The sequence below is a fragment of the Modestobacter italicus genome (assembly GCF_000306785.1).
In the GTDB taxonomy this organism is placed as follows: Bacteria; Actinomycetota; Actinomycetes; order Mycobacteriales; family Geodermatophilaceae; genus Modestobacter; species Modestobacter italicus.
Window position 1 is genome coordinate 1,380,221 of sequence record NC_017955.1, and the last position, 22,166, is coordinate 1,402,386.

The following is a 22,166-nucleotide window of genomic DNA, read 5'->3' on the forward strand; positions in this document are numbered from 1 at the left end:
ACCGTCATGGCCCGCTTCGCCTCGCTCGTCGACTCGCTCGGCGGCACCCCGCTCGTCGGGCTGCCGTCGCTGTCACCCACCCCGGACGTCCGGCTGTGGGCCAAGCTCGAGGACCACAACCCCACCGGGTCGATCAAGGACCGGGCCGCGATCGCGATGATCGAGGCGGCCGAGAAGGAGGGGCGGCTCCAGCCGGGCAGCACGATCCTGGAGCCGACGAGCGGCAACACCGGCATCTCGCTGGCCATGGTCGCCCGCCAGCGCGGCTACCGGCTGATCTGCGTGATGCCGGAGAACACCTCGATCGAGCGGCGCCAGCTGCTGGAGATGTACGGCGCGCAGATCATCAGCTCGCCGGCGGCCGGCGGGAGCAACCAGGCCGTCGCCGTCGCCAAGGGGCTCGCCGCCGAGCACGAAGACTGGGTGATGCTGTACCAGTACGGCAACCCGGCCAACGCCGACGCGCACTACACCGGGACCGGTCCGGAGATCCTCGCGGACATGCCCTCCATCACCCACTTCGTGGCCGGGCTGGGCACCACCGGCACGCTGATGGGCGTCTCGCGCTACCTGCGCGAGCACAAGCCCGGTGTCCAGGTGATCGCCGCCGAGCCGCGCTACGGCGAGCTGGTCTACGGGCTGCGCAACATCGACGAGGGCTTCATCCCCGAGCTGTACGACGCCGAGCTGCTGGACTCCCGCTTCTCGGTCGGCCCGGACGACGCCATCCACCGCACCCGCCAGCTGGTGGAGCGCGAGGGCATCTTCGCCGGCATCTCGACCGGGGCGATCCTGCACGCGGCGCTGGGCATCGCGGACAAGGAGGTGGCGGCCGGTCGCAAGGCCGACATCGTCTTCATCGTCTGCGACGGCGGGTGGAAGTACCTGTCCACCGGCGCCTACGCCGGCACGCTGGAGGAGGCCTCGTCCGCGCTGGAAGGCCAGCTCTGGGCCTGATGGCGGACACCCTGCTGCCCGCCCGCGGGCTGCTCTTCGACAACGACGGCGTGCTGGTCGACTCCGAGGTCAGCGTCGTCTCCTCATGGAGTCGGTGGGCCGTCGACCACGACCTCGACCCGGCCGAGGTCCTCGCCGCGGTGCCGGGACGCCGGGCCGCGGACACCGTCGCGCTGTTCGTCCCACCGGGCGACGTCGACGCGTCGACCGAGAAGATCACCCGCTACGAGCTCGAGGACGTCGACGGCACCACCGCCGTCCCCGGGGTGCTGGACCTCGTGCCGCAGCTGACCGGCGTCCCCTGGGCCGTCGTCACCTCCGGCGTCCGCGAGCTGGCCACCGGCCGGCTGCGGGCCGCCGGCGTCCCCCTGCCGGAGATCCTGGTCACCGCCGAGGACGTCACCGCGGGCAAGCCGGACCCGGAGGGCTACGCCACCGGCTGCCAGCGGCTGGGGCTCGACCCGGCCGACGTGCTGGTCCTGGAGGACAGCGTCAGCGGCATCGCCGCCGGTCAGGCCGCCGGCTGCCGCGTCGTCGGGATCGGGCGGGGAGCACTCCGGACGACGGCGGACGTCGTCGTCGGCGACCTCACCGGCGCCCGGTGGACCGGCACGGGCCTGCTGCTGCCGGACGCGGCGCTGCTCCGGGGTGTCGGTACCGCCGGTTAGCCTGACCGGCGAGATGACGACTGCAGCTGGGGCCGATGCGCCCATCGGGATCTTCGACTCCGGCGTCGGCGGGTTGACGGTGGCCCGCGCCGTCCTCGACCAGCTGCCGACCGAGCAGGTCCGCTACGTCGGTGACACCGCCCACGGCCCCTACGGCCCGCTGCCGATCGCCGAGGTCCGCCGGCACTCCCTGGCGGTGATGGACGACCTGGTCGCCGCCGGCGTCAAGATGCTCGTCGTCGCCTGCAACTCGGCCAGCGCCGCCTGCCTGCGGGACGCCCGGGAGCGCTACGACGTCCCGGTGGTCGAGGTCGTGCTGCCCGCCGTGCGCCGGGCCACCGCCGCCACCCGCAACGGCCGGGTCGGGGTGATCGGCACCCAGGCGACGATCACCAGCGGCGCCTACGAGGACGCCTTCGCCGCCGCCCCGCAGATCACCGTCACCAGCGCCGCCTGCCCCAGCTTCGTGGACTTCGTCGAGCGCGGGGTCACCAGCGGCCGCCAGCTGGTCGGGCTCGCGCAGTCCTACCTCGACCCGCTGCTGGCCGCCGGGGTCGACACGGTCGTGCTCGGCTGCACGCACTACCCGCTGCTCACCGGCGTGCTGTCGCTGGTGCTGGGCGAGGAGGTGACCCTGGTGTCCAGCGCGGAGGAGACGGCGAAGGACGTGTACCGCGTGCTCACCCGCACCGACCTGCTGCGCGACCCCGACGGGCCCCCGCCGGTGCACCGCTTCCTGGCCACCGGCGACCCCGAGCCGTTCGCCCGGCTCGGCCGCCGCTTCCTGGGCCCCGAGGTCGACGTGGTCACCCGGACCGGGGCCGCGGCGTGAGGCTGACCGTCATCGGCTGCGCGGGCAGCGCGCCCGGGCCGAGCTCGCCCGCGTCGTGCTACCTGGTGCAGCACGGGGAGTTCTGCCTCGTGCTCGACCTGGGCAACGGCGCCTTCGGCGCCCTGCAGGGGCTGATGGACCCGGCCGACGTCGACGCGGTCTACCTCAGCCACCTGCACGCCGACCACTGCTTGGACGCCGCCCCCTTCATCGTCTGGCACCGCTACTCCGGGCGCTCCGACGGCCGGGCGGTGCCGCTGTACGCCCCGGTCGGCGCCGACCGCCGGCTGGCGACCGCCTACGACCCCGCAGGCGCCCCCATCGACGACGTGTTCGACGTGACCCCGATCGGCCCGGGCAGCTGGACGCTCGGCCCGTTCGCGGTGACGACCGCACGCACCGCGCACCCCGTCGAGTGCTACGCCGTCCGGCTGACCGTCGGCGGGCGGTCGCTGGTCTACACCGGCGACACCGGCCCCAGCGACGCGGTGGTGGAACTGGCCCGTGGCGCCGACGTGCTGCTCGCCGAGGCCGCCTACCCGGAGGGTCCGGACCTCCCGCCGGGGCTGCACCTCACCGGCCGGCAGGCCGGGGAGCTGGCCGCGAAGGCCGGCGTGGGGCGGCTGCTGGTCACCCACGTGCCCGCCTGGGTCGACGCCGGGGCCCAGCTGGCGGCGGCCCGCGAGGTCTTCGCCGACGCCGAGCTCGCCCAGCACGCGATGGTCCACGACATCTGACGAAGGACCCTCTCGCCCCCCACCGCTCGCACGCTCGCGGCGGGCCCCTGCGAGAGGGCCGAGGCACGTGGCTGCAGGTTGCTCCGAGCACCGCTGCACGGCACGGTGGTCGGGTGGCCGCTGACGAGGAACGGGACGGCGTCCGGCTGACCAGCCTGGACTCGCCGCTGGGTGACGGGCTGGAGGTCACCAAGCGCGAGCTGGTCGACCACGTGGACGCCTTCGCCGACCGGCTGGTGCCGCTGCTGGCCGACCGGCCGCTGACGGTGAAGCGCGTGCGGCCGGGGGCGGCGCCGTTCATCCAGCGCGACGTGCCCAAGGGCGCCCCGGACTGGGTGCGGACCGTCGCCACCTGGTCCGACCGGGCCCGGCGCGAGGTGCACCAGGTGCTGGCCGACGACCGGCGCACACTCCTGTGGCTGGCCAACCAGCGGGCCGTGGAGTTCCATGTGCCGTTCAGCCGGGTGGGGGAGGAGCAGCCCACCGGTCTGGTGCTCGACCTCGACCCACCCGACGGCGCCGACTTCGACGTCGTCGTCCGCACCGCCCTGCTGTGCCGGCAGGCGCTGGCGGACGCCGGGCTGACGGCCGCGGTGAAGACCAGCGGGTCGACCGGGGTGCACGTCGTCGTCCCGGTGCACGGCTCGTCGGCGGAGGACGTCGCGGCGGCCACCCGCGCCCTGGCCGCGCGCACCGAACGGCTGGACCCCGACCTCGCCACCACGGTCTACGTCGTCGCCGAGCGGGGGGAGCGGGTGTTCGTCGACTCGACCCGCTCGGGGCGGGGCACGATCGCCGCCGCGTACAGCCCGCGGGTGCGGCCGGGCCTGCCGGTGTCCGCGCCGGTGAGCTGGGCGGACCTCGCCGACGTCCGCCCCGGTGACGTCACGGTGCGGACGGCGGCCGGGCGGTTCGGCGACGCCGATCCGTGGGCGGCGGCGCTGCCCGAGCCGCAGGAGCTGCCCGCGGACCTGGTGGCCGAGGGGCACACCATCCCGATCGCCCGCGTCCAGGCGATGCACGAGGGCAAGCGGCGCGCCCGGGCGCGGGCGGCGGAGGACGCAGGCTGAGCACCTAGCACGGCCGGTGCCCGGGTGCCGACCCTCGTCCCCAGGTCGAGGCCCCATCCACAGGCACGTCCCGCCACCCCGGTCGTGTCGGTGCCGCCCGGCAGCGTCCCGGTCATGACGGACCCGCAGACGACGGCCTGGCTCGACCAGGAGGACACCCACCTCGCCCAGCTCATCCGCGCCCACCAGTGGGCGGTGCAGTACGTCGTCCCCGGCGGCTGCGCCGAGTGCGACGACCCGTGCGACGACGAAGGCGGGCCGCCGTTCGGCTACACCGTGGGCCTGTTCGGGCTCGGGCACCCCGAGCTGGTGGTGGTCGGGCTGGGGCATGGCAACACCCACGCGATCCTGCAGCGTGTGGCGGCGCTCGTCGCCGGTGGCCGCGACCTGGTGCCCGGAGAGCTGCTCACCTTCCCCGACCGGCCCGACGGGCTCGTCGTGGAGGAGCTGCCCGACCCCGGGGAGGTGCTGTTCGTGGCCAACCGGCATTATCGGCGACCCGACGAGCACTCGGTGCCCGCGTACCAGCTCGCCTGGCAGCACCGCGACGGCACCTTCCCCTGGGACCCGGGCTACCCGTGCGGCCCGGAGTGCCAGCCCCGGCCCGGCACATGGCGCGCATGAGCGGGGCTGTCGCCGCAGCGCCGACGGGGCCACCATGGGCGGCGGCGGGGGCCACACCGAGGAGGCTGCATGGCCGAGATCCGCACCGGGCGCTACGGCGCCGAGATCGACGGGGACTTCGTCGTCTTCCTGATCGGGGCCCGGTTGAACAAGCCGCGGCACCTGCTGGCCAGCGTCCGCGACCTCGGCGGTCGGCGGCGCGGGATGCAGGCGATGCTCGCCGAGCTGATGGCGCACCCCGAGAAGGGGCTGCTCGGGTACCGGATGGGGTTCCCGGTGATCGTCCAGTACTGGCGGAGCTTCGAGCAGCTGGAGGCCTTCGCCCGCGACCCCGGCGACCTGCACCGGCCGACCTGGGTGGAGTGGTTCAAGCGCGATCCCCGCGGCCGGACCGGGATCTGGCACGAGACGTTCCTCGTCCGCGCCGGCGAGTACGAGGCGATCTACGACAGCGTCCCGGAGGCGGGCCTGGCCGCCGCCGGTCGAGCCGCCCCGCTCGCCGGCCGGAGCTCGGCCCGGATCCGGTTGCGGGGCGAGCAGGTCGCGGAGAGCGGCGGCGCACCGGCGTCCTGACCGCCGGGTCAGCCGCCGCCCTCTCCACCTCCCCCTCCGGTCGTCTCCCGGAGGGGGAGGTGGGAGCAGGTCGCGTCCCGTCAGGCGCTGATCTCCCGGCCGTCCTCGCCCCACATGGTGTGGAACGCGCCGTCCTTGTCGGTGCGCCGGTAGGTGTGCGCCCCGAAGAGGTCGCGCAGCCCCTGGATCAGCGCGGCCGGGAGCCGCTCGGCCCGCAGCCCGTCGTAGTAGGCCAGCGCGCTGGCGAAGCCGGGCGCCGGGACGCCGTGCCGGGCCGCGCCGGCGACCACCTGGCGCCACCCCTCCTGGCCCTCGCTCACCGCGCCGCGGAAGTAGTCGTTGGTCAGCAGCGTCGTCACGTCGGGCTCGTCGGTGAAGACCTGGGCGATCCGGTCGAGGAACTTCGCCCGGATGATGCAGCCGCCGCGCCAGATCCGGGCCAGCGCGGCCCGGTCGATGTCCCAGCCGTACTGGTCGGCGCCCTGGGTGATCTGGTCGAACCCCTGCGCGTAGGCCACGACCTTGGAGGCGTAGAGCGCCTGGCGCACCGACTCGATGAACGCCTCGCGGTCCTCCACCTGCTCGTCCCACTCCCGGCCCGGCCCCGGCAGCACCGCCTGCGCCGCGCTCCGCTGCTCGCGGTGGCCGGACAGCGCGCGGGCGAAGACCGCCTCGGCGATGCCGCTCACCGGCACGCCCAGGTCCAGCGCGGACTGCACGGTCCAGCGGCCGGTGCCCTTCTGCTCGGCCTCGTCGACCACGACGTCGACGAACGGCCGGCCGGTCTCGGCGTCGGTGTGCCGGAGCACCTGGGCGGTGATCTCGATGAGGTAGCTGTCCAGGTCGCCCTCGTTCCAGCTGGCGAAGACGTCGCCGATCTCGGCGGGGGTGAGCTCCAGCCCCTGCCGCAGCAGGTCGTAGGCCTCGGCGATCAGCTGCATGTCGGCGTACTCGATGCCGTTGTGCACCATCTTCACGAAGTGCCCGGCCCCGCTGGCCCCGACGTGGGTGCAGCACGGCTCGCCGTCGACGACCGCGGCGATCGACTCCAGCAGCGGGCCGACCAGTTTGTACGCCTCCTTCGACCCGCCCGGCATGATGCTCGGCCCGTTCAGCGCGCCCTCCTCACCGCCGCTGATCCCGGTGCCGACGAAGTGCAGGCCCTGGGCGGTGAGCGCGTCGGTGCGCCGGATGGTGTCGGTGAAGCGCGCGTTGCCGCCGTCCATCAGCACGTCGCCCTCCTCCAGGAGCGGGGCGATCTCGTCGATGACCGCGTCGGTCGCGGCACCGGCCTGCACCATGATGATGATCTTGCGCGGCCGCTGCAGCGCGGCGACGAACTCCTCCACCGTCCCGGTCGGCACGAAGTCGCCCTCGCTGCCGTGCTGCTCGACGAGGGCGTCGGTGCGCCCCCTGCTGCGGTTGTGCAGCACCACCTGGTGGCCGTGCCGGGCGAGGTTGCGGGCGAGGTTGGCGCCCATGACCGCGAGTCCGGTGACGCCGATCTGATCACTCATGCCACGACCCTGCCCGATCGGGCGAGCCGCTGCCAGGCCCTGCCGGTCCCAGGGCCGGCCCTCCTAGAGGCCGAGGTCCCGGCGGAGCTTGGCGACGTGCCCGGTGGCCTTGACGTTGTAGGCGGCCTTCTCCACCCGGCCCTCGCCGTCGATGACGAAGGTCGAGCGGATCACCCCGACCACCTCCTTGCCGTACAGCTTCTTCGGGCCGTAGGCGCCGTAGGCCGTGAGCACCTGCTTGTCCTCGTCGGAGACCAGGGTGATCGACAGCTGCTCCTGCTCCCGGAACCTGTGCAGCTTCTCGGGGGCGTCGGGGGAGATGCCGATGATGTCCAGCCCGGCCTCGGCCAGGTCGCCGGCGGCGGCGGTGAAGTCGATCGCCTGCGTGGTGCAGCCGGGCGTCAGCGCCGCCGGGTAGCAGTAGACGACGACCCGCCGGCCCCGGTGGTCGGCCAGCGACACCGGCCTGCCGTCGGCGTCGGGCAGGGTGAACGGCGGGGCCGGGTCACCGGGGGCGAGGCGGACGGGCGCCGTGTTGATGCCGCTGTCGGTCTCGGTCATGACCGCATGGTCCTACACCCCGGCGGCGGTGCCCAACCCGGGCGGGATCACCCGCGCAGGAAGGTGAACCGCACGTGCCGGGACGGGTTGTCGACGTTGGTGTCGACGAAGCAGATCCGCTGCCAGGCGCCCAGGGTCAGCCGCCCCTCCAGCACCGGCACGCTGGCGTGCGGCGGCACGAAGGCCGGCAGCACATGGTCCCGCCCGTGCCCGGCCGCCCCGTGCCGGTGCCGCCAACGGCCGTCGCGGGGCAGCAGCACGTCGAGCTGGGCGAGCAGGTCGTCGTCGCTGCCCGCGCCGGTCTCGATGACCGCGATGCCGGCCGTGGCGTGCGGCACGAACACCTGGAACAGGCCGTCGCCCTCGCTGCGGACGAACTCCGCGCACTCGTCGGTCAGGTCGACGATCGAGGGGACTCCTCCGGTGCGGACCGCACGCAGCTCCGAACGCATGGCAGGAGCCTCGCAGAGCCGCACTACTGTCGGCACCCGTGACCCGCCCCGACGGCCGCGCGGCCGACCAGCTCCGCCCGGTGACCATCACCCGCAACTGGCTCGACCACGCCGAGGGCTCGGTGCTCGTCGAGTTCGGCCGCACCCGCGTGCTGTGCGCGGCCAGCGTCACCGAGGGCGTGCCGCGCTGGCGGCGGGGCTCGGGGCTGGGCTGGGTCACCGCCGAGTACTCGATGCTGCCCCGGGCCACCCACACCCGCAGCGACCGCGAGTCGGTCAAGGGGAAGATCGGCGGCCGCACCCACGAGATCAGCCGGCTGATCGGCCGGTCGCTGCGCGCCTCCATCGACCTGGCCGCGCTGGGCGAGAACAGCATCGCGCTGGACTGCGACGTGCTGCAGGCCGACGGCGGCACCCGCACCGCGGCCATCACCGGCGCCTACGTCGCGCTGGCCGACGCGGTGGGCTGGCTCGACGCCCGCGGCAAGCTGGCCCGGCCCACCGCGATCGCCCAGTCGGTCGCCGCGGTCAGCGTCGGGGTCGTCGACGGCGAGCCCCGGCTGGACCTCGCCTACGAGGAGGACGTCAAGGCCGGCACCGACATGAACGTCGTCTGCACCGGGGCCGGCGACTTCGTCGAGGTGCAGGGCACGGCGGAGGGCGCCGTCTTCGACCGGGCGACCCTCGACCAGCTGCTGGACCTCGCCGTCACCGGCTGCACCGCGCTGACCCGGCTGCAGCAGCAGGCGCTGTCGGCATGACCCGGCTGCTGCTGGCCACCCGCAACGCCGGCAAGGTGGCCGAGCTCCAGCGGCTGCTGGCCAGCGCCGTCCCCGGCGTGGAGGTGATCGGCCCGCGCGACGTGCCCGAGTACCCCGAGGCACCCGAGACCGGCGCGACCTTCGAGGAGAACGCGCTGCTCAAGGCCCGGGAGGCGGTGCGGTACACCGGCCTGCCGGCCGTCGCCGACGACTCCGGCCTCACCGTCGACGCGCTCAACGGCATGCCCGGCATCTTCTCGGCGCGCTGGTCGGGCCGGCACGGGGACGACGACGCGAACACCGCCCTGCTGCTGGGACAGCTCCGCGACGTCCCGGACGAGCGCCGCGGCGGCGGGTTCGTCTGCGCCGCGGCGCTGGTGACGCCGGAGGGGGTCGAGCACGTGCTGCGGGCCGAGTGGCGCGGCGCCGTGCTGCGGGAGAGCCGGGGCAGCCACGGCTTCGGCTACGACCCGGTGTTCCTGCCCGCCGGGTCGGCGCGCACCGCGGCCGAGATGGAGCCCGCGGAGAAGGACGCGGTCAGCCACCGCGGCCAGGCGTTCACCGCACTGCTGCCCGTGGTCGCCGAGGTGCTCGGCGGGACGGCGGCCGCCGGTGGCTGACCTGGAGGCGCTGCGCCGGTTCGGGCTGGTGCTGGAGATGGCCGAGGCGGCCGGTGACGGCGACTGGCGGGCCTGGACCACGGTGTTCGCCGGCCTCGACCAGGACACCCGCGCCGACGTCGTCCGGCACGCCTCGCTGGTGATCGCGATGCTCTGCGAGCGCGAGGCGGAGCGCCGCGGGATCACCCGCGACCAGTTCATGGCCCAGTTCCGCGCCGAGGCGATGCAGGGCTGGGCGGACGACGACCTGGACTGACCCGACGCGCGACCGGGCGTCCGGCCGGGCACAGTGGACCGCGTGCAGGTCTCCGTGGACGACGTCCGGGTGCTGCGGTTCGACGACGGGACGCCGGTGACCGCGGCGTCGGCCGTCGCCCCGCTCGGCGGGGGCTGGCTGGTCGCGCAGGACGACTCGACCGCGGCCGCCTGGCAGCGCGCCGGCCGGATCGACCCGCTGCGGCTGCTGCCGCCCGTGGAGGGCCACGACCGGTTCACCGAGGCGGCCGGGACCAAGCGCCTCAAGCCCGACCTCGAGGTCGCCTGCCCGACCGACGTCGACGGGCGGCCGGCGGTCCTGCTGCTGGGGTCCGGCTCCACCGGGCGGCGGATGCGCGGGGTGCTCGTCGAGCTGGCCGACGGCCGGCCGGTCGTCTCCGTCGCCGACCTCGGCCCGCTCTACGCGCGCGTCGCCGACCGGCTGGGCCTCCCGCTCGACCAGCTCAACCTCGAGGGGGCCGCCCGCACCGGGACGACGCTGCGCTGGTTCCAGCGCGGCAACCTCGCCGCCGGGGTGCCCTCAGCGAGCGTCGACGTGCCCGTCGCCGCGCTGGTCGAGGTCCTCCTCGGCCGGGCGCAGCCGGACGCGGTGGCCGTCGCCGACCCGCGGACGTACGACCTCGGCGAGGTCGGCGGCGTCGGGCTGGCCGTCACCGACGCCGTCGCGCTGCCCGACGGCCGGCTGCTGCTCAGCGCCGCCGCCGAGGACACCCCGAACGCCGTCGACGACGGGCCGGTGGTGGCCACCGCCCTGGTGCTCGTCGACGACGCGCAGGTGGTGGCCGTCGCCCCGGTGCCGGAGGTCGACGGCCGGGTGCAGAAGGTCGAGGGCCTGGCGATGCGCCGGGTCGGCGACGGGTCGGTGCAGCTGCTGGCGGTCGTGGACGCCGACGACCCCGGGGCGCCGTCGGTCCAGCTGGACCTGCGCGTCGTCCTGGGCTGAGCTCAGGCGGTCGCCCGGCCCGCGGTGAGGAAGCCGGTCGACCGCGGCGCCCCGGGCAGGTACCAGCTGGTCAGCTCCGCCACGGTCAGCGGGGAGACGGCGAGCAGCCCGGCGACGTCGACGTCCAGCTCGCACCCGGACAGCGCGCGGCTGAGCGGGTTGGCCCGCCGCTGCCACCGGACGACCCGGGGGTCCGGTGCCAGGCCGTGCTCGACCAGGTGCAGCGCCCCGCCGGGCCGCAGCACGCGGGCCACCTCGGCGAGCGCCCGACGGCGGTCGGGGACGCTGCACAGCACCCAGGTGCACAGGGCCGTGTCGAACCGGTGGTCGGGGAAGGGCAGCGCCTGGGCGTCGTCGCCGGCGAGGTGCACGGGCACCGGCGAGGCCTCCCGGCGGGGAGCGGACAGCCGCAGCGCGGTGGCCGAGGGCTCGACGGCCCACACCCCGGTGACCTCCGGCGGCAGGTGGCCGAGGTTCAACCCGGAGCCGAAGCCGATCTCCAGCACGTCCCCGGCCAGCCCCGCGCAGACCCGTGCCCGCACGTCGTGGACGGCCGCGTCGTCGAGGAGCCGGTCGTGCAGCCGCGGCCGCAGGTGGCGGCTGTAGACGCCCATGCCGAGGCAGGTTCCTCCGGGACCCCGGCGGCGGGCAAGACCCCGCGTGCGGGAGAGGGGAGTCGAACCCCTACGCCCGAAGGCACCAGATCCTAAGTCTGGCGTGGCTGCCGTTACACCACTCCCGCGTGGCCGGGAGTCTAGGAGGCGCGCGCCGGAAACCGGTTGACCGTCCCCGGACCCTCGAGGCGTGCGCCTGACCTTCCGGCGGCTGGCCGACCGCCGTCCCGTCGAGACGACGGTCGAGCGGGACGACGGCGTGGTGTTCGAGATGCGCGGGGCCGGCGGTGGCGCCGACCTGCCGCACGACCTGGTGCACGCGCTGGTCGAGAGCCGGCTGCAGGTGCCCGACGGCATCTGGGGCTGCGTCGCCGACGGCGTGGTCTGGCACAGCATGCGGCACGTGTCCGGCCGGCAGCCGCCGCACGCGGCCGAGCGGTCCGCCGCGCTCAAGCGGGAGCGGGCGGCCCGGATCCAGCAGGCGGAGGCGCTGGCGGACGTCGTCGCGCGGCTGGCCCGCGGCGCCGAGGTGCTGCCCGCCGAGACGGCGGGCGCCGGCCACCCGCCCGACCGGCTCGCGGCCGCCGCCGCGGACCTCCGGGAGGCGGCCCGGGCGTGGGCCGCACTGCGACCGGGAGAGGTCGAGGTGGTCGAGTGGGTGGTGCCCCGGGGGAGCCGGCGACGGTGTCGCTGAGCCTGCCCGGTCGCCCGGCCGACCACCCCATCGGGTGCTCGCGGACCGCTGACCGGGCCGCTCGCCACGCGATCTGGCAGGCTGTCGCGCGTGCCGCGCAGCCCTGAGCAGATCCAGAACGAGATCGACGCCGCCCGTGAGTCGCTGGCGGCCACCTTGGACGAGCTGGCGTTCCGAGCCAGCCCCCAGCGCCTGAGGGACCAGGCCAAGGAGAAGGCGCAGGCGTTCCTGCAGAGCCCGCCCGGCATGGCCGTCATGGGCGTCGTCGGCCTGACCGTCACCTTCGTCGTCACCCGGAAGATCGTCCGCCGCGTCCGGCGCTGACCCCCGGTCGCGCCGAGGGGCGCACACTCGGGGGGTGCGCCCCCCACAACCCGACCCCGTCGGCCCCGGTCAGGAGTCCGTCTGGGACTACCCGCGCCCGCCCTCGGCCGAGGTGACCGGACGGCGGGTCGAGGTGTTCCTCGGCGGCCGCGTCGTCGCCAGCACCGACCGCGCCGTCCGGGTCTGCGAGACCAGCCACCCTCCGGTCTTCTACGTGCCCCGCGACGACGTCACCCCCGGTGTCCTGGAGCGCGCCGCCGGCTCGTCGTGGTGCGAGTTCAAGGGGACGGCGACGTACTGGGACGCCGTCGTCGACGGCGTCCGGCACTCCGCGGTCGCGTGGTCCTACGAGCGGCCCACGGCCGGCTACGAGCAGCTGCGCGGCGCGCTGGCCTTCTACCCCAGCCGGGTCGAGCGGGCGACCGTCGACGGTGAACCGGTGCGCGCCCAGGCCGGGGACTTCTACGGCGGCTGGATCACCGCCGAGGTCGTCGGCCCGTTCAAGGGGGAGCCGGGAACCCGCGGCTGGTGACGGGTACCCCCAGGGGGTACCCTCGGCTGCATGACCGGTTACGCCGACAACAAGGAGCAGGTCCTCGCGCGGCTCAAGCGCGTCGAGGGCCAGGTCCGGGGCATCGCCCGGATGGTCGAGCAGGACACGTACTGCATCGACGTCCTGACCCAGGTGTCCGCGGCGACCAAGGCCCTGCAGGCGGTCGCCCTCGGCCTGCTCGACGACCACCTCGGGCACTGCGTCCGGGACGCGGTGACCAGCAGCGCCGACGACGACGGCGCGGCCGCCGAGGCGAAGATCGCCGAGGCCTCGGCCGCCATCGCCCGGCTCGTCCGGTCCTGACCGCACACCCGAAGAGGAGCACCCCCGTGTCCACCCTGGACTTCACCGTCAGCGGCATGACCTGCCAGCACTGCGTCGCCTCCGTGACCGAGGAGGTCACCGAGCTCCCCGGCGTCAGCGAGGTCGACGTCGACCTGGCCACCGGCCGGCTGCACGTGGTCGGCGAGGTGACCGCCGAGCAGGTGCAGGCCGCCGTCGCCGAGGCCGGCAGCTACACCGCGCAGCCCGCGTGACCGCCGGGCCTGCCCAGGCCCGTCCGGAGGCCCCGCTCCCGGACGAGGTCCGGCTCGACATCACCGGGATGACCTGCGCCAGCTGCGCGAACCGCATCGAGCGCAAGCTCAACAAGCTCGACGGCGTGCGGGCCAGTGTCAACTACGCGACCGAGGCGGCCACCGTCCGGTTCGACCCGGCCCGGGTCGGCACCGACCGGCTGCTGGAGACCGTCGCGGCCGCGGGCTACTCCGCCGCCCTCCCGGCCCCGACGGCGGCCGAGGAGGACCCGGTCGCCGCCGACCCGGAGGCCGGGCTGCGGCAGCGGCTGCTGGTCAGCGCGGCGCTCGCACTGCCGGTGCTGCTGCTGTCGATGGTGCCCGCGCTGCAGTTCGACGACTGGCAGTGGCTGGCGCTGACGCTGGCCAGCCCGGTCGCGGTGTGGGGCGCCTGGCCCTTCCACCGCGCCGCCGTGCTCAACGCCCGGCACGGCGCCAGCACCATGGACACCCTGGTCTCGATCGGGATCACCGCCGCCTACCTGTGGTCGGTGTGGGCGCTGTTCCTCGGCGACGCCGGCACGACCGGCATGACGATGGCCTTCCAGCTGCTGCCCGAGCGGGGCACCGGCGGGGACGAGCTGTACCTCGAGGTGGCCTCCGCCGTCACCGTCTTCCTGCTCGCCGGCCGGTACGCCGAGGCGCGGGCCAAGCGGCGCTCCGGAGCCGCGCTCACCGCGCTGCTGGAGCTGGGTGCCCGGGACGCCGCGGTGCTCCGCGACGGCACCGAGCACCGGGTGCCGATCGACCAGCTCGTCGTCGGCGACCGCTTCGTCGTCCGGCCGGGGGAGAAGGTGGCCACCGACGGCGTCGTGGTCAGCGGCACCAGCGCCGTCGACCTGTCGATGCTGACCGGCGAGAGCGTCCCGGTGGAGGTCACCGCCGGCGACCGGGTCACCGGCGCCACCGTCAACGTGGGCGGCCGGCTCGTGGTCGAGGCGACCCGGGTCGGCGACGCCACCACGCTGGCCCAGCTCGGCCGCCTGGTCACCGCCGCGCAGAGCGGCAAGGCGCCGGTCCAGCGGCTGGCCGACCGGGTGTCGGCGGTCTTCGTGCCGGTCGTCCTGGTGATCGCCCTGGGCACGCTGCTCGGCTGGCTGCTCACCACCGGCGACGTGACGGCGGCGTTGACCGCGGCCGTCGCCGTCCTGGTCATCGCCTGCCCCTGCGCGCTCGGCCTGGCCACGCCCACGGCGCTGCTGGTCGGCACCGGCCGCGGTGCCCAGCTCGGCGTGCTGATCAAGGGCCCGGAGGTGCTGGAGAGCACCCGCCGGGTCGACACCGTGCTGCTGGACAAGACCGGCACGGTGACCACCGGGCAGATGAGCCTGGTCGACGTCGCCGGGCACCCGGACACGCTCCGGCTGGCCGCCGCCGTCGAGGCCGGGTCCGAGCACCCGATCGCCCGCGCGATCGTCGCCGCCGCGAGCGGGCCGCTGCCGCCGGTCGAGGTGTTCGCCAGCCAGGCGGGCATCGGCGTCAGCGGCACGGTCGAGGGCCGTCAGGTGGTGGTCGGCGGCCGGGAGGAGCTCCCCGTCGCGCTGGCCGACGTCGCCGAGGCGGCCGAGGCCGCGGGCCGCACCGCCGTGCGGGTGGCCTGGGACGGCGAGGTGCGCGGCGTGCTCGTGGTCGCCGACACCGTGAAGCCGAGCAGCGCCGCGGCGATCCGGCGGCTGCGTGCGCTCGGCCTGTCGCCGGTGCTGGTCACCGGGGACAACGCCGGCGCGGCCGCGGCGGTCGCCCGGGCCGTCGGGCTGGACGGCGACGAGGTGGTGGCCGGGGTGCTGCCGGCGGGCAAGGTCGACGTCGTCCGCCGGCTGCAGGCGGAGGGCCGGGTCGTCGCCATGGTCGGGGACGGCGTGAACGACGCGCCGGCGCTGGCCCAGGCCGACCTCGGGCTGGCCATGGGCTCGGGCACCGACGTGGCGATCGAGGCCAGCGACCTGACCCTCGTGCGGGCCGACCTCGACGCCGCGGTCGACGCGGTCCGGCTGTCCCGGCGGACGCTCGCGGTGATCCGCGGCAACCTGTTCTGGGCGTTCGCCTACAACGTCGCCCTGGTGCCGCTGGCCGCGCTCGGCTTCCTCAACCCGGTCCTGGCCGGGCTGGCGATGGCGGCGTCCTCGGTGCTGGTGGTCGCCAACAGCCTGCGGCTGCGCGGCTTCCGGTCGGCGGTCGAGGCGGGCTGACCCTCAGGCGGCGTTGCGCGCGGTGATCAGCGGCATGACGACGTCGGCGAGCAGCTCGTCGGCGAAGGCCTCGGGCACCGGCTCGGCGCTGAACAGCCAGCGCTGCAGGATGGGCGCGCTCGCGGTCGCGGACACCGCCGTCCCGGCGATCGGCTCGTGCACCTCACCGCGGGCCTCGGCCCGCTCCCAGACCTCCCGGAACGTCGTGCTCCACACGCCCATCGGGCCGCTGTGGAAGGCCTCGCGCAGCCCCGGCTCGTGCGGCAGGGCCGACAGCAGCGACAAGGTGGCCGCGCCGAGCGGACCGTTGACCGCGGCGACCAGCCAGCGCAGCAGCACCCGCAGGTCGCCCTCGAGCGACCCGGTGTCCGGGGTGTCGATCGACATCGAGCTCAGCTCGGCGACGGCGTCGGCGACCAGGTCGGACTTGGTGCGCCAGCGCCGGTAGATCGTCGCCTTGCCCACGCCGGCCGCGGCGGCCACCGCGTCCATGGTCAGGCCCGCGTAGCCGGACTCGGCCAGCACCTGCAGGATCGCCCCCCGGATGGCGCCGTCGCGCGACGGGTCGCGCGGGCGGCCTCCGCGACCCGGTCGTCCACCGTCGGAGCCGTTCTGGTTGGGCACAGCTGAACAGTAGCTGTGTTGATCTTCGCGTCTCAGCCCAGGTCCCGGCCAGTGGGAACAGCACGGTACGGTCCCGCCCGCGCGCCTGCCGGGCGGCGGCCCGGTGGTCGGTCATCCTGCTGCCGTGACCGGTCCTGTCGACGTCGTGCGTCCCTCCTGGGAGACCCCCCAGCGTGCCCGCCGGCTGCTGCTGGCCTCCACGCTCAGCCACGTGCTGCCCAGCATCTCCCGGGTCGCCGGGGCGATGGGCCTGCGGATCGGCACCGCCCCCGGGCTGCTGGACATCGTCGACGACGAGGGCGGCCGGCGGATCGACCGGCTGCTGCAGCGGCTGGCGCGCGAGCTCACCACCGCCGAGACCGAGGCCGTGCGGGTGACCACCGACCCGCCGTCGGACGGCGTCGCCCTCGCCACCCGGCTGCTCACCGCGCCGACGCTGGCGGTGGAGCTCGCCCGCCGGGGGGTCACGGTCGAGATGTCGCTGCTCACCGACGCCGTGCTGTGGCCGGTGTACCAGCCGATCATGTCGCTGACCAGCGGCGGGATGGTGGGGCACGAGGCGCTGCTGCGCGGCCGCGTCGACGGCCGCGAGGTCGGTGGCGGGGACCTGTTCTTCCTCGCCGAGCGGGCCGGCTGGCTGCGCCGGCTGGACCGGCTGGCCCGGGAGGCCGCGATCACCGGCGCCGCCGGCTGGCTGGGCGGCGCCGACCTGTACGTCAACTCCAACCCGGCCGCCGTCCACCGGCCGTCGGTCTGCCTGGCCAGCACCGAGGCGGTGGTGCACGACAGCGGCATCGACCCGCGGCAGCTGGTCTTCGAGGTGGTCGCCTCGCACGCGGTCACCGACCGGGAGCACCTGCTGTCGGTGCTGGAGCACCACCGGTCGCTGGGCTGGCGGATCGCGCTGGACGACGTGCACGTCGGCTGGTCGAGCCTGGCGCTGGTGTCGGTCGTCCGGCCCGACGTGCTGAAGCTGAGCAAGACGCTGGTCGCCCGGCTGCACGAGCCGGGCCCCAACGCGATCGCCCGGGCGCTGACCGAGCTCACCCACGTGCAGGGCGGCCTGGTCGTCGCCGAGGGGATCGAGAGCGAGCAGACGGCGGACCAGGCGCGGGCCATCGGCGCCGACCTGGGCCAGGGCTGGCTGTTCGGCCGGCCGGTGCGCCCCGAGCCGGAGTCCGAGCCGGAGCTCGTCCTCGCCTGACGGTGGTGCCCCGGCGATGAGTTCGCCGGCCCCCGCCGGTCCTCCTCCCGACGGACACGACCGACACCCCGGGAGCAGGACATGGGACTCGTGCACATCGAGCTCTTCGCCACCCTCGACCTCGTCGGGCAGGCGCCCGGTGGGCCCCAGGAGGACCCCGAGGGGTTCCCGTTCGGCGGCTGGCAGGCGCCCCTGCTCGACGAGGTCGCCGGCGCGCAGGTCGGTGCCGCGTACGAGGGCACCGACGCCCTGCTGCTCGGCCGGCGGACCTACGACATCTTCGCCGCCTTCTGGCCGCACCAGGAGGGCGGCGAGGACGACGCGTTCGCCGCCCTCTTCAACCGCATCCCGAAGTACGTGGCCTCCCGCGGCACGCCCGACCTGTCGTGGGCCGGGTCCAGCCAGCTCGGCCCGGACCTGCCTGCGGCGGTACGTGAGGTCCGGGACCGGCACCAGCACGTGAGCGTCGTCGGGAGCCTGGACCTGGTGCAGACCCTGCTGCGGGAGAGGCTGTTCGACCGCCTCGACCTCTGGGTGCACCCGATCGTGCTCGGCGTCGGCAAGAAGGTCTTCGCCGGCGGCGCGGTGCCGACCAACCTCACCCTCCTCGAACCGCCCGCGGCCGGGGGGAGGGGCACGGTGTACCTGCGCTACGGGCTCGCCGAGGGCGTGCCCGCGACGGGGGACATGTCCGCACCCGACCGCGGCGTCGCGCGCGAGGCGTAGCCCGCCCCGGTCAGGGGCAGCCGGTGTTCCAGCCGGTGAGCGCGGGCCAGTCGTGCTCGGCGCCGAGGACGCCGTAGCGCCCCGTGGCCAGCGGGAACAGCGCGCCCTTCTCCGGGCCGAAGCCGAGGTAGCGGGCGGTGAGGATGCGCAGCACGTGCCCGTGCGCGACGAGGGCGACGTCACCGTCGGCCAGCAGCGGGCGGGCCCGCTCCAGCACCCGGTCGACCCGCTCGGCCACCTGGTCCAGGCTCTCCCCGGGGGTCTCGCCGGGCTCGGTGCCGTCCGCCCACAGCGACCACGGGTGGCCCAGCTCGGCGCGGATCTCCGGGGTCGTCCGGCCCTCCCAGCGGCCGTAGTCGACCTCGACCAGGTCCGGGTCGACCGCCGTCTCGATGCCGTCGTCGAACAGCCCGGCGAGCTCCGCGGTGCGCCGGGCCCGGGTCAGCGGGCTGACGAAGGCGTGCGTGATGTGCCGCTCCGCCAGCACCGGGCGCAGCCGGCGGGCGTCGTCCTCCCCGCCGGGGAGCAACGGCAGGTCGGTGAGCCCGGTGTGCTGCCCACTCGTGCTCCACTCGGTCTGCCCGTGCCGGACGACCACCAGCTCACCCACGTCTGTCCTCTCCCGCGGTGACCGCCGGCGGCCCCGCCTGTGCCTGCTCCCGACCGGGCCGACGCCCCAGGGGATGTCCCGCGGCAGACCCGTCCAACCGCGCCCACCCTGCACCACGCCCGTCGGCGCACCGCGCTGTGCCGCCGGTCACATCGGGCCGATGCGGGAAGCCCCGGCGTCCGCACCTCCTTGTGCGCAACGGGACCCCGGTGGCACAGACCCGGGGCGACGACGACACCAGGAGGACCCGCATGACCACGTCCACCACGCAGCTCACCTTCGACCTCGGCGGCGACCTCACCGTCCACCGCCTCGGCTACGGCGCCATGCAGCTGACCGGTCCCGGTGTCTGGGGCGAGCCGGCCGACCGGGCCGGTGCCCTCGCCGTCGTCAAGGCCGCGCTCGAGCAGGGCGTCGACTTCATCGACACCGCGGACTCCTACGGCCCGCAGGTCAGCGAGCAGATCATCGCCGAGGCCGCCTTCCCGTACCCCGACGGGCTGGTCATCGCCACCAAGGCCGGCCTCACCCGCACCGGCCCGGGCGAGTGGCCGCCGGTGGGCCGCCCGGCCTACCTCAAGCAGCAGGTCGAGCTGTCGCTGCGCAACCTGAAGGTCGACCGGATCGACCTCATCCAGCTGCACCGCATCGACTCCGAGGTCCCGCTGGCCGACCAGCTCGGTGCCTTCGCCGAGCTGAAGGAGCAGGGCAAGGTCCGGCACATCGGCGTCTCTGAGGTCTCCGTCGAGGAGCTCCGGGCCGCCCAGGCGATCACGGAGATCGTCAGCGTGCAGAACCTCTACAACCTGACCAACCGGCAGAGCCAGGACGTGCTCGAGTACGCCGAGGCGCAGGGCATCGCCTTCATCCCGTGGTTCCCGATCGCCACCGGCGACCTGGCCAAGCCCGACAGCCCGGTCGCGGCGGTGGCGCAGGAGCTCGACGCCACACCGTCCCAGGTGGCGCTGGCCTGGCTGCTGCAGAAGTCGCCGGTCATCCTGCCCATCCCGGGCACCAAGTCCGTCGAGCACCTGACGGAGAACCTGGGCGCCGCCAGGCTGACCCTGTCCGCCGACGACATGGCCAAGCTCGACGCCCTCGCCTGACGAAGGACCCCGGACCCCCGGTCGCGATCGATGCGGCCGGGGGTCCAGCATGTCCGGCATGGACGCTGATGTCTTCGCCGAGGTCAAGGACGCCGTTCGCCGGCTGGTCCGCGAGGTCGTGGTGCCCCGCGAGGAGGAGATCGACCTCGACGACCGCATCCCCGATGAGCTGCGCAGCGCGGCCGCGGAGATGGGGCTGTTCGGCTACGCCCTGCCCGAGGAGCACGGCGGGCTCGGCGTCTCGATGAGCGAGGACGTGCAGCTGGCCTTCGAGTTCGGCTACACGACGCCGGCGTTCCGGTCGCTGTTCGGCACCAACAACGGCATCGCCGGTCAGGTCATCGCCCGGTTCGGCAGCGAGGAGCAGAAGAAGGCCTACCTGCCGCGGCTGGCCGCCGGCGAGCTGATCGGCTCGTTCGCGCTCACCGAGGCCGAGGCGGGCTCGGACCCGGCGGGCCTGCGCACCACCGCCCGGCGGGACGGCGACGGGTGGGTGATCACCGGCGGCAAGCGCTACATCACCAACGCGCCGATCGCCGACCTGTTCGTCGTCTTCGCCCGCAGCGACCCGCAGGAGAAGGGCGGCCGCGGCATCTCCAGCTTCGTCGTCGACGCGACCGCCCCCGGGGTGACGGTCGGGCCGCACGACAAGAAGATGGGCCAGTCCGGCGCCTGGACCGCCGAGGTCTTCTTCGACGACGTCCGGGTGCCCGCCGACGCCCTCATCGGCGAGGAGGGCCGCGGCTACGCCAAGGCGCTCACCGTGCTCTCCCGCGGCCGGCTGCACATCGCCGCGCTCTGCGTCGGGATGGCCCAGCGGGTGCTCGACGAGTCCGTCGCCTACGCAGCCACCGCCAAGCAGGGCGGCGCCCCCATCGGCCGGTTCCAGCTGGTGCAGGCGATGATCGCCGAGACCCACGCCGAGCTGCTCGCCGCCCGCAGCATGGTCCTCGACGTCGCCGCCCGCTACGACTCGGGCGAGGACACCTCGGTGGGTCCGTCCTCGGCCAAGCTCTTCTGCAGCGAGATGGTCGGCCGGGCCACCGACCGCGCCGTCCAGGTGCACGGCGGGCTGGGCTACCTGCGGACAACCCCGGTCGAGCGCTTCTACCGCGACGCCCGGCTGTACCGCCTCTACGAGGGGACGAGCGAGGTGCAGAAGGTCATCATCGGCGGCGCGCTGCTCCGCGCCGCCGGCATGCCCAAGCCCTGACGGCCCCCTCGCAGGGGCCCGCCGCGAGCTCGCGAGTGGTGGGGGGCGAGGGGGTCCTTCCTCAGGCGGGGGTGTGCTCGGGGCCGGTGCCGGGGTGGAGCAGCGGGCCCGTGTGGCCCGCGCCGCTGCCCAGCGCCGCGACGAACTCCCGCAGCAGGTCGCCGCCGTTGTGCGTGGCCCGCCAGCCGAGCAGAGAGCGCGCGCGGGTGGTGTCCAGCGGCGGCACCCCGATGCCGAGGTCCAGCCAGCCGGGCTCGATCTGCAGCACGTGGGCCAGGAAGGCGGCCTGCATCCCGGTGCGCAGCACGACCGCGGGCACCGGCACCCGGCGGACCCCGAGCGCGTGCGCGATCCCGTCGGCGTCGAAGTTCGGGGGCGCGGAGAAGTTGAACGCGCCCGGCGCCTGCCGGTCGAGGATGCGGGCGATCCCGTCGGCGACGTCGTCGCTGTGCACGAAGCCCAGGTGCAGCGAGCTCGGCAGCGGCAGCGGCAGCAGCTTGGCCACCGCCCCCGGCACCGCCCGGGCCGCGGGGAACAGCAGCGGCCCGAGGAAGTACCGGCCGATCTCGCTGGCCGCGTCGGGCTGCAGCACCAGGGTGGGCCGGGTGACCGAGACGGTCGTCGTCGGGTGCTCCGCGGCGAAGGCGGCGACCATCTGCTCGCACTCGACCTTCTGCCGGCTGTACTGCGAGCTGGGCACACCGGTGGCGGGCCAGTCCTCGCCGACCGGGTGCACCTGCGGCCCGGCGGCGTAGGTGCCGATCGAGGACATGTGCACGACGTGCGGCACCCCGGCCGCGCCGGCCGCGGCGAGCACCCGCCGGGTGCCCTCGATGTTCACCGCGTGCAGCAGGTCGGGCTGCCGGTCGGGGATGAGCGCCCAGGCCAGATGGACGACCGCGTCGGCGCCGGCGAGGAACTCGGCGAGCACCGGCTCGCTGTCCGGGGAGCCGAGGTCGGCGGTCGTCCAGCGGACCCCGGCGTACGGCTCGGTCTCCGGCGGACGGCGCCGGGCCAGCCCGCGCACCTCGCCCACGCCCGCGTCGGCGAGGGCGCGCAGCAGGGCCGTGCCCACGTTGCCGCTGGCGCCGGTGACGGCCACGGTCATGCCCGGGAGGAGTCCGCTGGTCAGCTCAGCCATGG

Annotated in this window: 28 protein-coding genes and 1 tRNA gene; 21 read left to right on the forward strand and 8 right to left on the reverse strand. The window is 75.0% G+C overall.

Going from position 1 to position 22,166, the window contains the following annotated elements; genetic code table 11:
• Window positions 1–6: 6 nt before the first annotated feature.
• The 7 genes from MODMU_RS06700 to MODMU_RS06730 all read left to right on the forward strand — a co-directional run bounded on the left by MODMU_RS06700 (window position 7) and on the right by MODMU_RS06730 (window position 5,461).
• Window positions 7–957 (forward strand): PLP-dependent cysteine synthase family protein, encoded by a 951-nt coding sequence (locus tag MODMU_RS06700; RefSeq protein WP_014739445.1) that lies wholly within the window; start codon window positions 7–9, stop codon window positions 955–957.
• Window positions 957–1,625, forward strand: a complete 669-nt coding sequence (locus tag MODMU_RS06705; protein ID WP_014739446.1) for an HAD-IA family hydrolase — start codon at window positions 957–959, stop codon at window positions 1,623–1,625. The genes MODMU_RS06700 and MODMU_RS06705 overlap by 1 nt, the downstream gene beginning before the upstream one ends.
• Before the next feature lie 13 nt (window positions 1,626–1,638).
• On the forward strand, window positions 1,639–2,457 hold the full coding sequence (gene murI, locus MODMU_RS06710; RefSeq protein WP_014739447.1) for a glutamate racemase: 819 nt from the start codon (window positions 1,639–1,641) through the stop codon (window positions 2,455–2,457).
• Window positions 2,454–3,194 carry an MBL fold metallo-hydrolase gene (locus MODMU_RS06715; protein ID WP_041795018.1) on the forward strand — a complete coding sequence of 247 codons (741 nt, stop codon included), beginning with the start codon at window positions 2,454–2,456 and terminating at the stop codon, window positions 3,192–3,194. Before murI ends, MODMU_RS06715 begins: the two co-directional genes overlap by 4 nt.
• 113 nt (window positions 3,195–3,307) lie before the next feature.
• Window positions 3,308–4,264 (forward strand): DNA polymerase domain-containing protein, encoded by a 957-nt coding sequence (locus MODMU_RS06720; protein ID WP_014739449.1) that lies wholly within the window; start codon window positions 3,308–3,310, stop codon window positions 4,262–4,264.
• Window positions 4,265–4,378: 114 nt separating this feature from the next.
• Window positions 4,379–4,888: a DUF4262 domain-containing protein gene (locus tag MODMU_RS06725; protein ID WP_014739450.1), complete on the forward strand. Its 510-nt coding sequence runs from the start codon at window positions 4,379–4,381 to the stop codon at window positions 4,886–4,888.
• A 69-nt stretch (window positions 4,889–4,957) separates the two neighbouring features.
• Complete coding sequence (locus MODMU_RS06730; protein WP_014739451.1) at window positions 4,958–5,461, forward strand: monooxygenase family protein; 504 nt, start codon at window positions 4,958–4,960, stop codon at window positions 5,459–5,461.
• An 80-nt stretch (window positions 5,462–5,541) separates the two neighbouring features.
• Here the strand turns inward: MODMU_RS06730 and gndA are convergent, their stop codons facing one another.
• From gndA to MODMU_RS06745, 3 genes are all read right to left on the reverse strand, one after another.
• Window positions 5,542–6,978 carry an NADP-dependent phosphogluconate dehydrogenase gene (gndA, locus tag MODMU_RS06735; RefSeq protein WP_014739452.1) on the reverse strand — a complete coding sequence of 479 codons (1,437 nt, stop codon included), beginning with the start codon at window positions 6,976–6,978 and terminating at the stop codon, window positions 5,542–5,544.
• 63 nt (window positions 6,979–7,041) lie between these two features.
• Window positions 7,042–7,539, reverse strand: a complete 498-nt coding sequence (gene bcp, locus MODMU_RS06740; RefSeq protein WP_014739453.1) for a thioredoxin-dependent thiol peroxidase — start codon at window positions 7,537–7,539, stop codon at window positions 7,042–7,044.
• A gap of 47 nt (window positions 7,540–7,586) precedes the next feature.
• Window positions 7,587–7,991 carry a YjbQ family protein gene (locus MODMU_RS06745; protein WP_014739454.1) on the reverse strand — a complete coding sequence of 135 codons (405 nt, stop codon included), beginning with the start codon at window positions 7,989–7,991 and terminating at the stop codon, window positions 7,587–7,589.
• A 38-nt stretch (window positions 7,992–8,029) separates the two neighbouring features.
• Between MODMU_RS06745 and rph the strand changes: the two genes are divergently transcribed.
• The 4 genes from rph to MODMU_RS06765 are packed head-to-tail and all read left to right on the forward strand — an operon-like array spanning window position 8,030 to window position 10,591.
• The gene (gene rph, locus MODMU_RS06750) at window positions 8,030–8,752 is read left to right on the forward strand and encodes a ribonuclease PH (RefSeq protein ID WP_014739455.1); all 723 of its coding nucleotides are present in this window, start codon (window positions 8,030–8,032) and stop codon (window positions 8,750–8,752) included.
• Entirely contained in the window at window positions 8,749–9,372 is a 624-nt protein-coding gene (gene rdgB / locus MODMU_RS06755) for an RdgB/HAM1 family non-canonical purine NTP pyrophosphatase (RefSeq protein WP_014739456.1), read from the forward strand. The genes rph and rdgB overlap by 4 nt, the downstream gene beginning before the upstream one ends.
• Window positions 9,365–9,628, forward strand: coding sequence for a hypothetical protein (locus MODMU_RS06760; protein WP_014739457.1), 264 nt, complete (start codon window positions 9,365–9,367; stop codon window positions 9,626–9,628). The genes rdgB and MODMU_RS06760 overlap by 8 nt, the downstream gene beginning before the upstream one ends.
• A 42-nt stretch (window positions 9,629–9,670) precedes the next feature.
• Window positions 9,671–10,591 carry a DUF6910 family protein gene (locus MODMU_RS06765; protein WP_014739458.1) on the forward strand — a complete coding sequence of 307 codons (921 nt, stop codon included), beginning with the start codon at window positions 9,671–9,673 and terminating at the stop codon, window positions 10,589–10,591.
• A gap of 2 nt (window positions 10,592–10,593) precedes the next feature.
• On the opposite strand, the gene MODMU_RS06770 is transcribed toward MODMU_RS06765, so the two are convergent.
• A complete protein-coding gene (locus MODMU_RS06770; RefSeq protein ID WP_014739459.1) occupies window positions 10,594–11,205 on the reverse strand; it encodes a class I SAM-dependent methyltransferase in 612 nt (203 codons plus the stop codon).
• A 47-nt stretch (window positions 11,206–11,252) separates the two neighbouring features.
• Window positions 11,253–11,333 (reverse strand) — tRNA-Leu (locus tag MODMU_RS06775).
• Window positions 11,334–11,395: 62 nt separating this feature from the next.
• Between MODMU_RS06775 and MODMU_RS26810 the strand changes: the two genes are divergently transcribed.
• The 6 genes from MODMU_RS26810 to MODMU_RS06805 all read left to right on the forward strand — a co-directional run bounded on the left by MODMU_RS26810 (window position 11,396) and on the right by MODMU_RS06805 (window position 15,540).
• Window positions 11,396–11,899 carry a hypothetical protein gene (locus tag MODMU_RS26810; RefSeq protein ID WP_014739460.1) on the forward strand — a complete coding sequence of 168 codons (504 nt, stop codon included), beginning with the start codon at window positions 11,396–11,398 and terminating at the stop codon, window positions 11,897–11,899.
• Between the two features lie 90 nt (window positions 11,900–11,989).
• Window positions 11,990–12,223 carry a DUF3618 domain-containing protein gene (locus MODMU_RS06785; protein WP_014739461.1) on the forward strand — a complete coding sequence of 78 codons (234 nt, stop codon included), beginning with the start codon at window positions 11,990–11,992 and terminating at the stop codon, window positions 12,221–12,223.
• Window positions 12,224–12,257: 34 nt separating this feature from the next.
• Window positions 12,258–12,755 (forward strand): DUF427 domain-containing protein, encoded by a 498-nt coding sequence (locus MODMU_RS06790; protein ID WP_014739462.1) that lies wholly within the window; start codon window positions 12,258–12,260, stop codon window positions 12,753–12,755.
• A 30-nt stretch (window positions 12,756–12,785) separates the two neighbouring features.
• Window positions 12,786–13,079, forward strand: coding sequence for a metal-sensitive transcriptional regulator (locus MODMU_RS06795; RefSeq protein ID WP_014739463.1), 294 nt, complete (start codon window positions 12,786–12,788; stop codon window positions 13,077–13,079).
• Between the two features lie 26 nt (window positions 13,080–13,105).
• Window positions 13,106–13,312: a heavy-metal-associated domain-containing protein gene (locus MODMU_RS06800; protein WP_014739464.1), complete on the forward strand. Its 207-nt coding sequence runs from the start codon at window positions 13,106–13,108 to the stop codon at window positions 13,310–13,312.
• A 68-nt stretch (window positions 13,313–13,380) separates the two neighbouring features.
• Window positions 13,381–15,540, forward strand: a complete 2,160-nt coding sequence (locus MODMU_RS06805; protein ID WP_014739465.1) for a heavy metal translocating P-type ATPase — start codon at window positions 13,381–13,383, stop codon at window positions 15,538–15,540.
• A 3-nt stretch (window positions 15,541–15,543) separates the two neighbouring features.
• Here the strand turns inward: MODMU_RS06805 and MODMU_RS06810 are convergent, their stop codons facing one another.
• On the reverse strand, window positions 15,544–16,164 hold the full coding sequence (locus MODMU_RS06810) for a TetR-like C-terminal domain-containing protein (RefSeq protein WP_231851776.1): 621 nt from the start codon (window positions 16,162–16,164) through the stop codon (window positions 15,544–15,546).
• Between the two features lie 124 nt (window positions 16,165–16,288).
• Between MODMU_RS06810 and MODMU_RS06815 the strand changes: the two genes are divergently transcribed.
• Together MODMU_RS06815 and MODMU_RS06820 are read left to right on the forward strand one after the other, a co-directional pair.
• The gene (locus MODMU_RS06815; RefSeq protein WP_014739467.1) at window positions 16,289–17,368 is read left to right on the forward strand and encodes an EAL domain-containing protein; all 1,080 of its coding nucleotides are present in this window, start codon (window positions 16,289–16,291) and stop codon (window positions 17,366–17,368) included.
• Between the two features lie 81 nt (window positions 17,369–17,449).
• Entirely contained in the window at window positions 17,450–18,094 is a 645-nt protein-coding gene (locus tag MODMU_RS06820; protein WP_014739468.1) for a dihydrofolate reductase family protein, read from the forward strand.
• A gap of 10 nt (window positions 18,095–18,104) precedes the next feature.
• Here MODMU_RS06820 and MODMU_RS06825 read toward each other — a convergent pair whose 3' ends face one another.
• Window positions 18,105–18,704: a histidine phosphatase family protein gene (locus tag MODMU_RS06825; RefSeq protein ID WP_014739469.1), complete on the reverse strand. Its 600-nt coding sequence runs from the start codon at window positions 18,702–18,704 to the stop codon at window positions 18,105–18,107.
• A gap of 251 nt (window positions 18,705–18,955) precedes the next feature.
• Here MODMU_RS06825 and MODMU_RS06830 point away from each other — a divergent pair, with 251 nt between their 5' ends.
• Both MODMU_RS06830 and MODMU_RS06835 read left to right on the forward strand, forming a co-directional pair.
• Entirely contained in the window at window positions 18,956–19,810 is an 855-nt protein-coding gene (locus MODMU_RS06830; RefSeq protein ID WP_041795023.1) for an aldo/keto reductase, read from the forward strand.
• Between the two features lie 58 nt (window positions 19,811–19,868).
• Window positions 19,869–21,023, forward strand: coding sequence for an acyl-CoA dehydrogenase family protein (locus MODMU_RS06835; RefSeq protein WP_041795025.1), 1,155 nt, complete (start codon window positions 19,869–19,871; stop codon window positions 21,021–21,023).
• A 61-nt stretch (window positions 21,024–21,084) separates the two neighbouring features.
• Here MODMU_RS06835 and MODMU_RS06840 read toward each other — a convergent pair whose 3' ends face one another.
• Entirely contained in the window at window positions 21,085–22,164 is a 1,080-nt protein-coding gene (locus MODMU_RS06840; protein WP_014739472.1) for an NAD-dependent epimerase/dehydratase family protein, read from the reverse strand.
• Between the last annotated feature and the right edge of the window lie 2 nt (window positions 22,165–22,166).

Excerpts from the sequence above, each read along its gene's own strand:
- MODMU_RS06770 (WP_014739459.1), bottom strand. The coding sequence starts at position 11,205 with ATGGGCGTCTACAGCCGCCACCTGCGGCCGCGGCTGCACGACCGGCTC.
- gndA (WP_014739452.1), bottom strand. The coding sequence starts at position 6,978 with ATGAGTGATCAGATCGGCGTCACCGGACTCGCGGTCATGGGCGCCAAC.
- MODMU_RS06820 (WP_014739468.1), top strand. The coding sequence starts at position 17,450 with ATGGGACTCGTGCACATCGAGCTCTTCGCCACCCTCGACCTCGTCGGG.
- MODMU_RS06840 (WP_014739472.1), bottom strand. The coding sequence starts at position 22,164 with ATGGCTGAGCTGACCAGCGGACTCCTCCCGGGCATGACCGTGGCCGTC.
- MODMU_RS06835 (WP_041795025.1), top strand. The coding sequence starts at position 19,869 with ATGGACGCTGATGTCTTCGCCGAGGTCAAGGACGCCGTTCGCCGGCTG.
- MODMU_RS06725 (WP_014739450.1), top strand. The coding sequence starts at position 4,379 with ATGACGGACCCGCAGACGACGGCCTGGCTCGACCAGGAGGACACCCAC.
- MODMU_RS06805 (WP_014739465.1), top strand. The coding sequence starts at position 13,381 with ATGACCTGCGCCAGCTGCGCGAACCGCATCGAGCGCAAGCTCAACAAG.
- MODMU_RS06745 (WP_014739454.1), bottom strand. The coding sequence starts at position 7,991 with ATGCGTTCGGAGCTGCGTGCGGTCCGCACCGGAGGAGTCCCCTCGATC.
- bcp (WP_014739453.1), bottom strand. The coding sequence starts at position 7,539 with ATGACCGAGACCGACAGCGGCATCAACACGGCGCCCGTCCGCCTCGCC.
- MODMU_RS06705 (WP_014739446.1), top strand. The coding sequence starts at position 957 with ATGGCGGACACCCTGCTGCCCGCCCGCGGGCTGCTCTTCGACAACGAC.
- murI (WP_014739447.1), top strand. The coding sequence starts at position 1,639 with ATGACGACTGCAGCTGGGGCCGATGCGCCCATCGGGATCTTCGACTCC.
- MODMU_RS06795 (WP_014739463.1), top strand. The coding sequence starts at position 12,786 with ATGACCGGTTACGCCGACAACAAGGAGCAGGTCCTCGCGCGGCTCAAG.
- rdgB (WP_014739456.1), top strand. The coding sequence starts at position 8,749 with ATGACCCGGCTGCTGCTGGCCACCCGCAACGCCGGCAAGGTGGCCGAG.
- MODMU_RS06730 (WP_014739451.1), top strand. The coding sequence starts at position 4,958 with ATGGCCGAGATCCGCACCGGGCGCTACGGCGCCGAGATCGACGGGGAC.
- MODMU_RS06700 (WP_014739445.1), top strand. The coding sequence starts at position 7 with ATGGCCCGCTTCGCCTCGCTCGTCGACTCGCTCGGCGGCACCCCGCTC.
- MODMU_RS06830 (WP_041795023.1), top strand. The coding sequence starts at position 18,956 with ATGACCACGTCCACCACGCAGCTCACCTTCGACCTCGGCGGCGACCTC.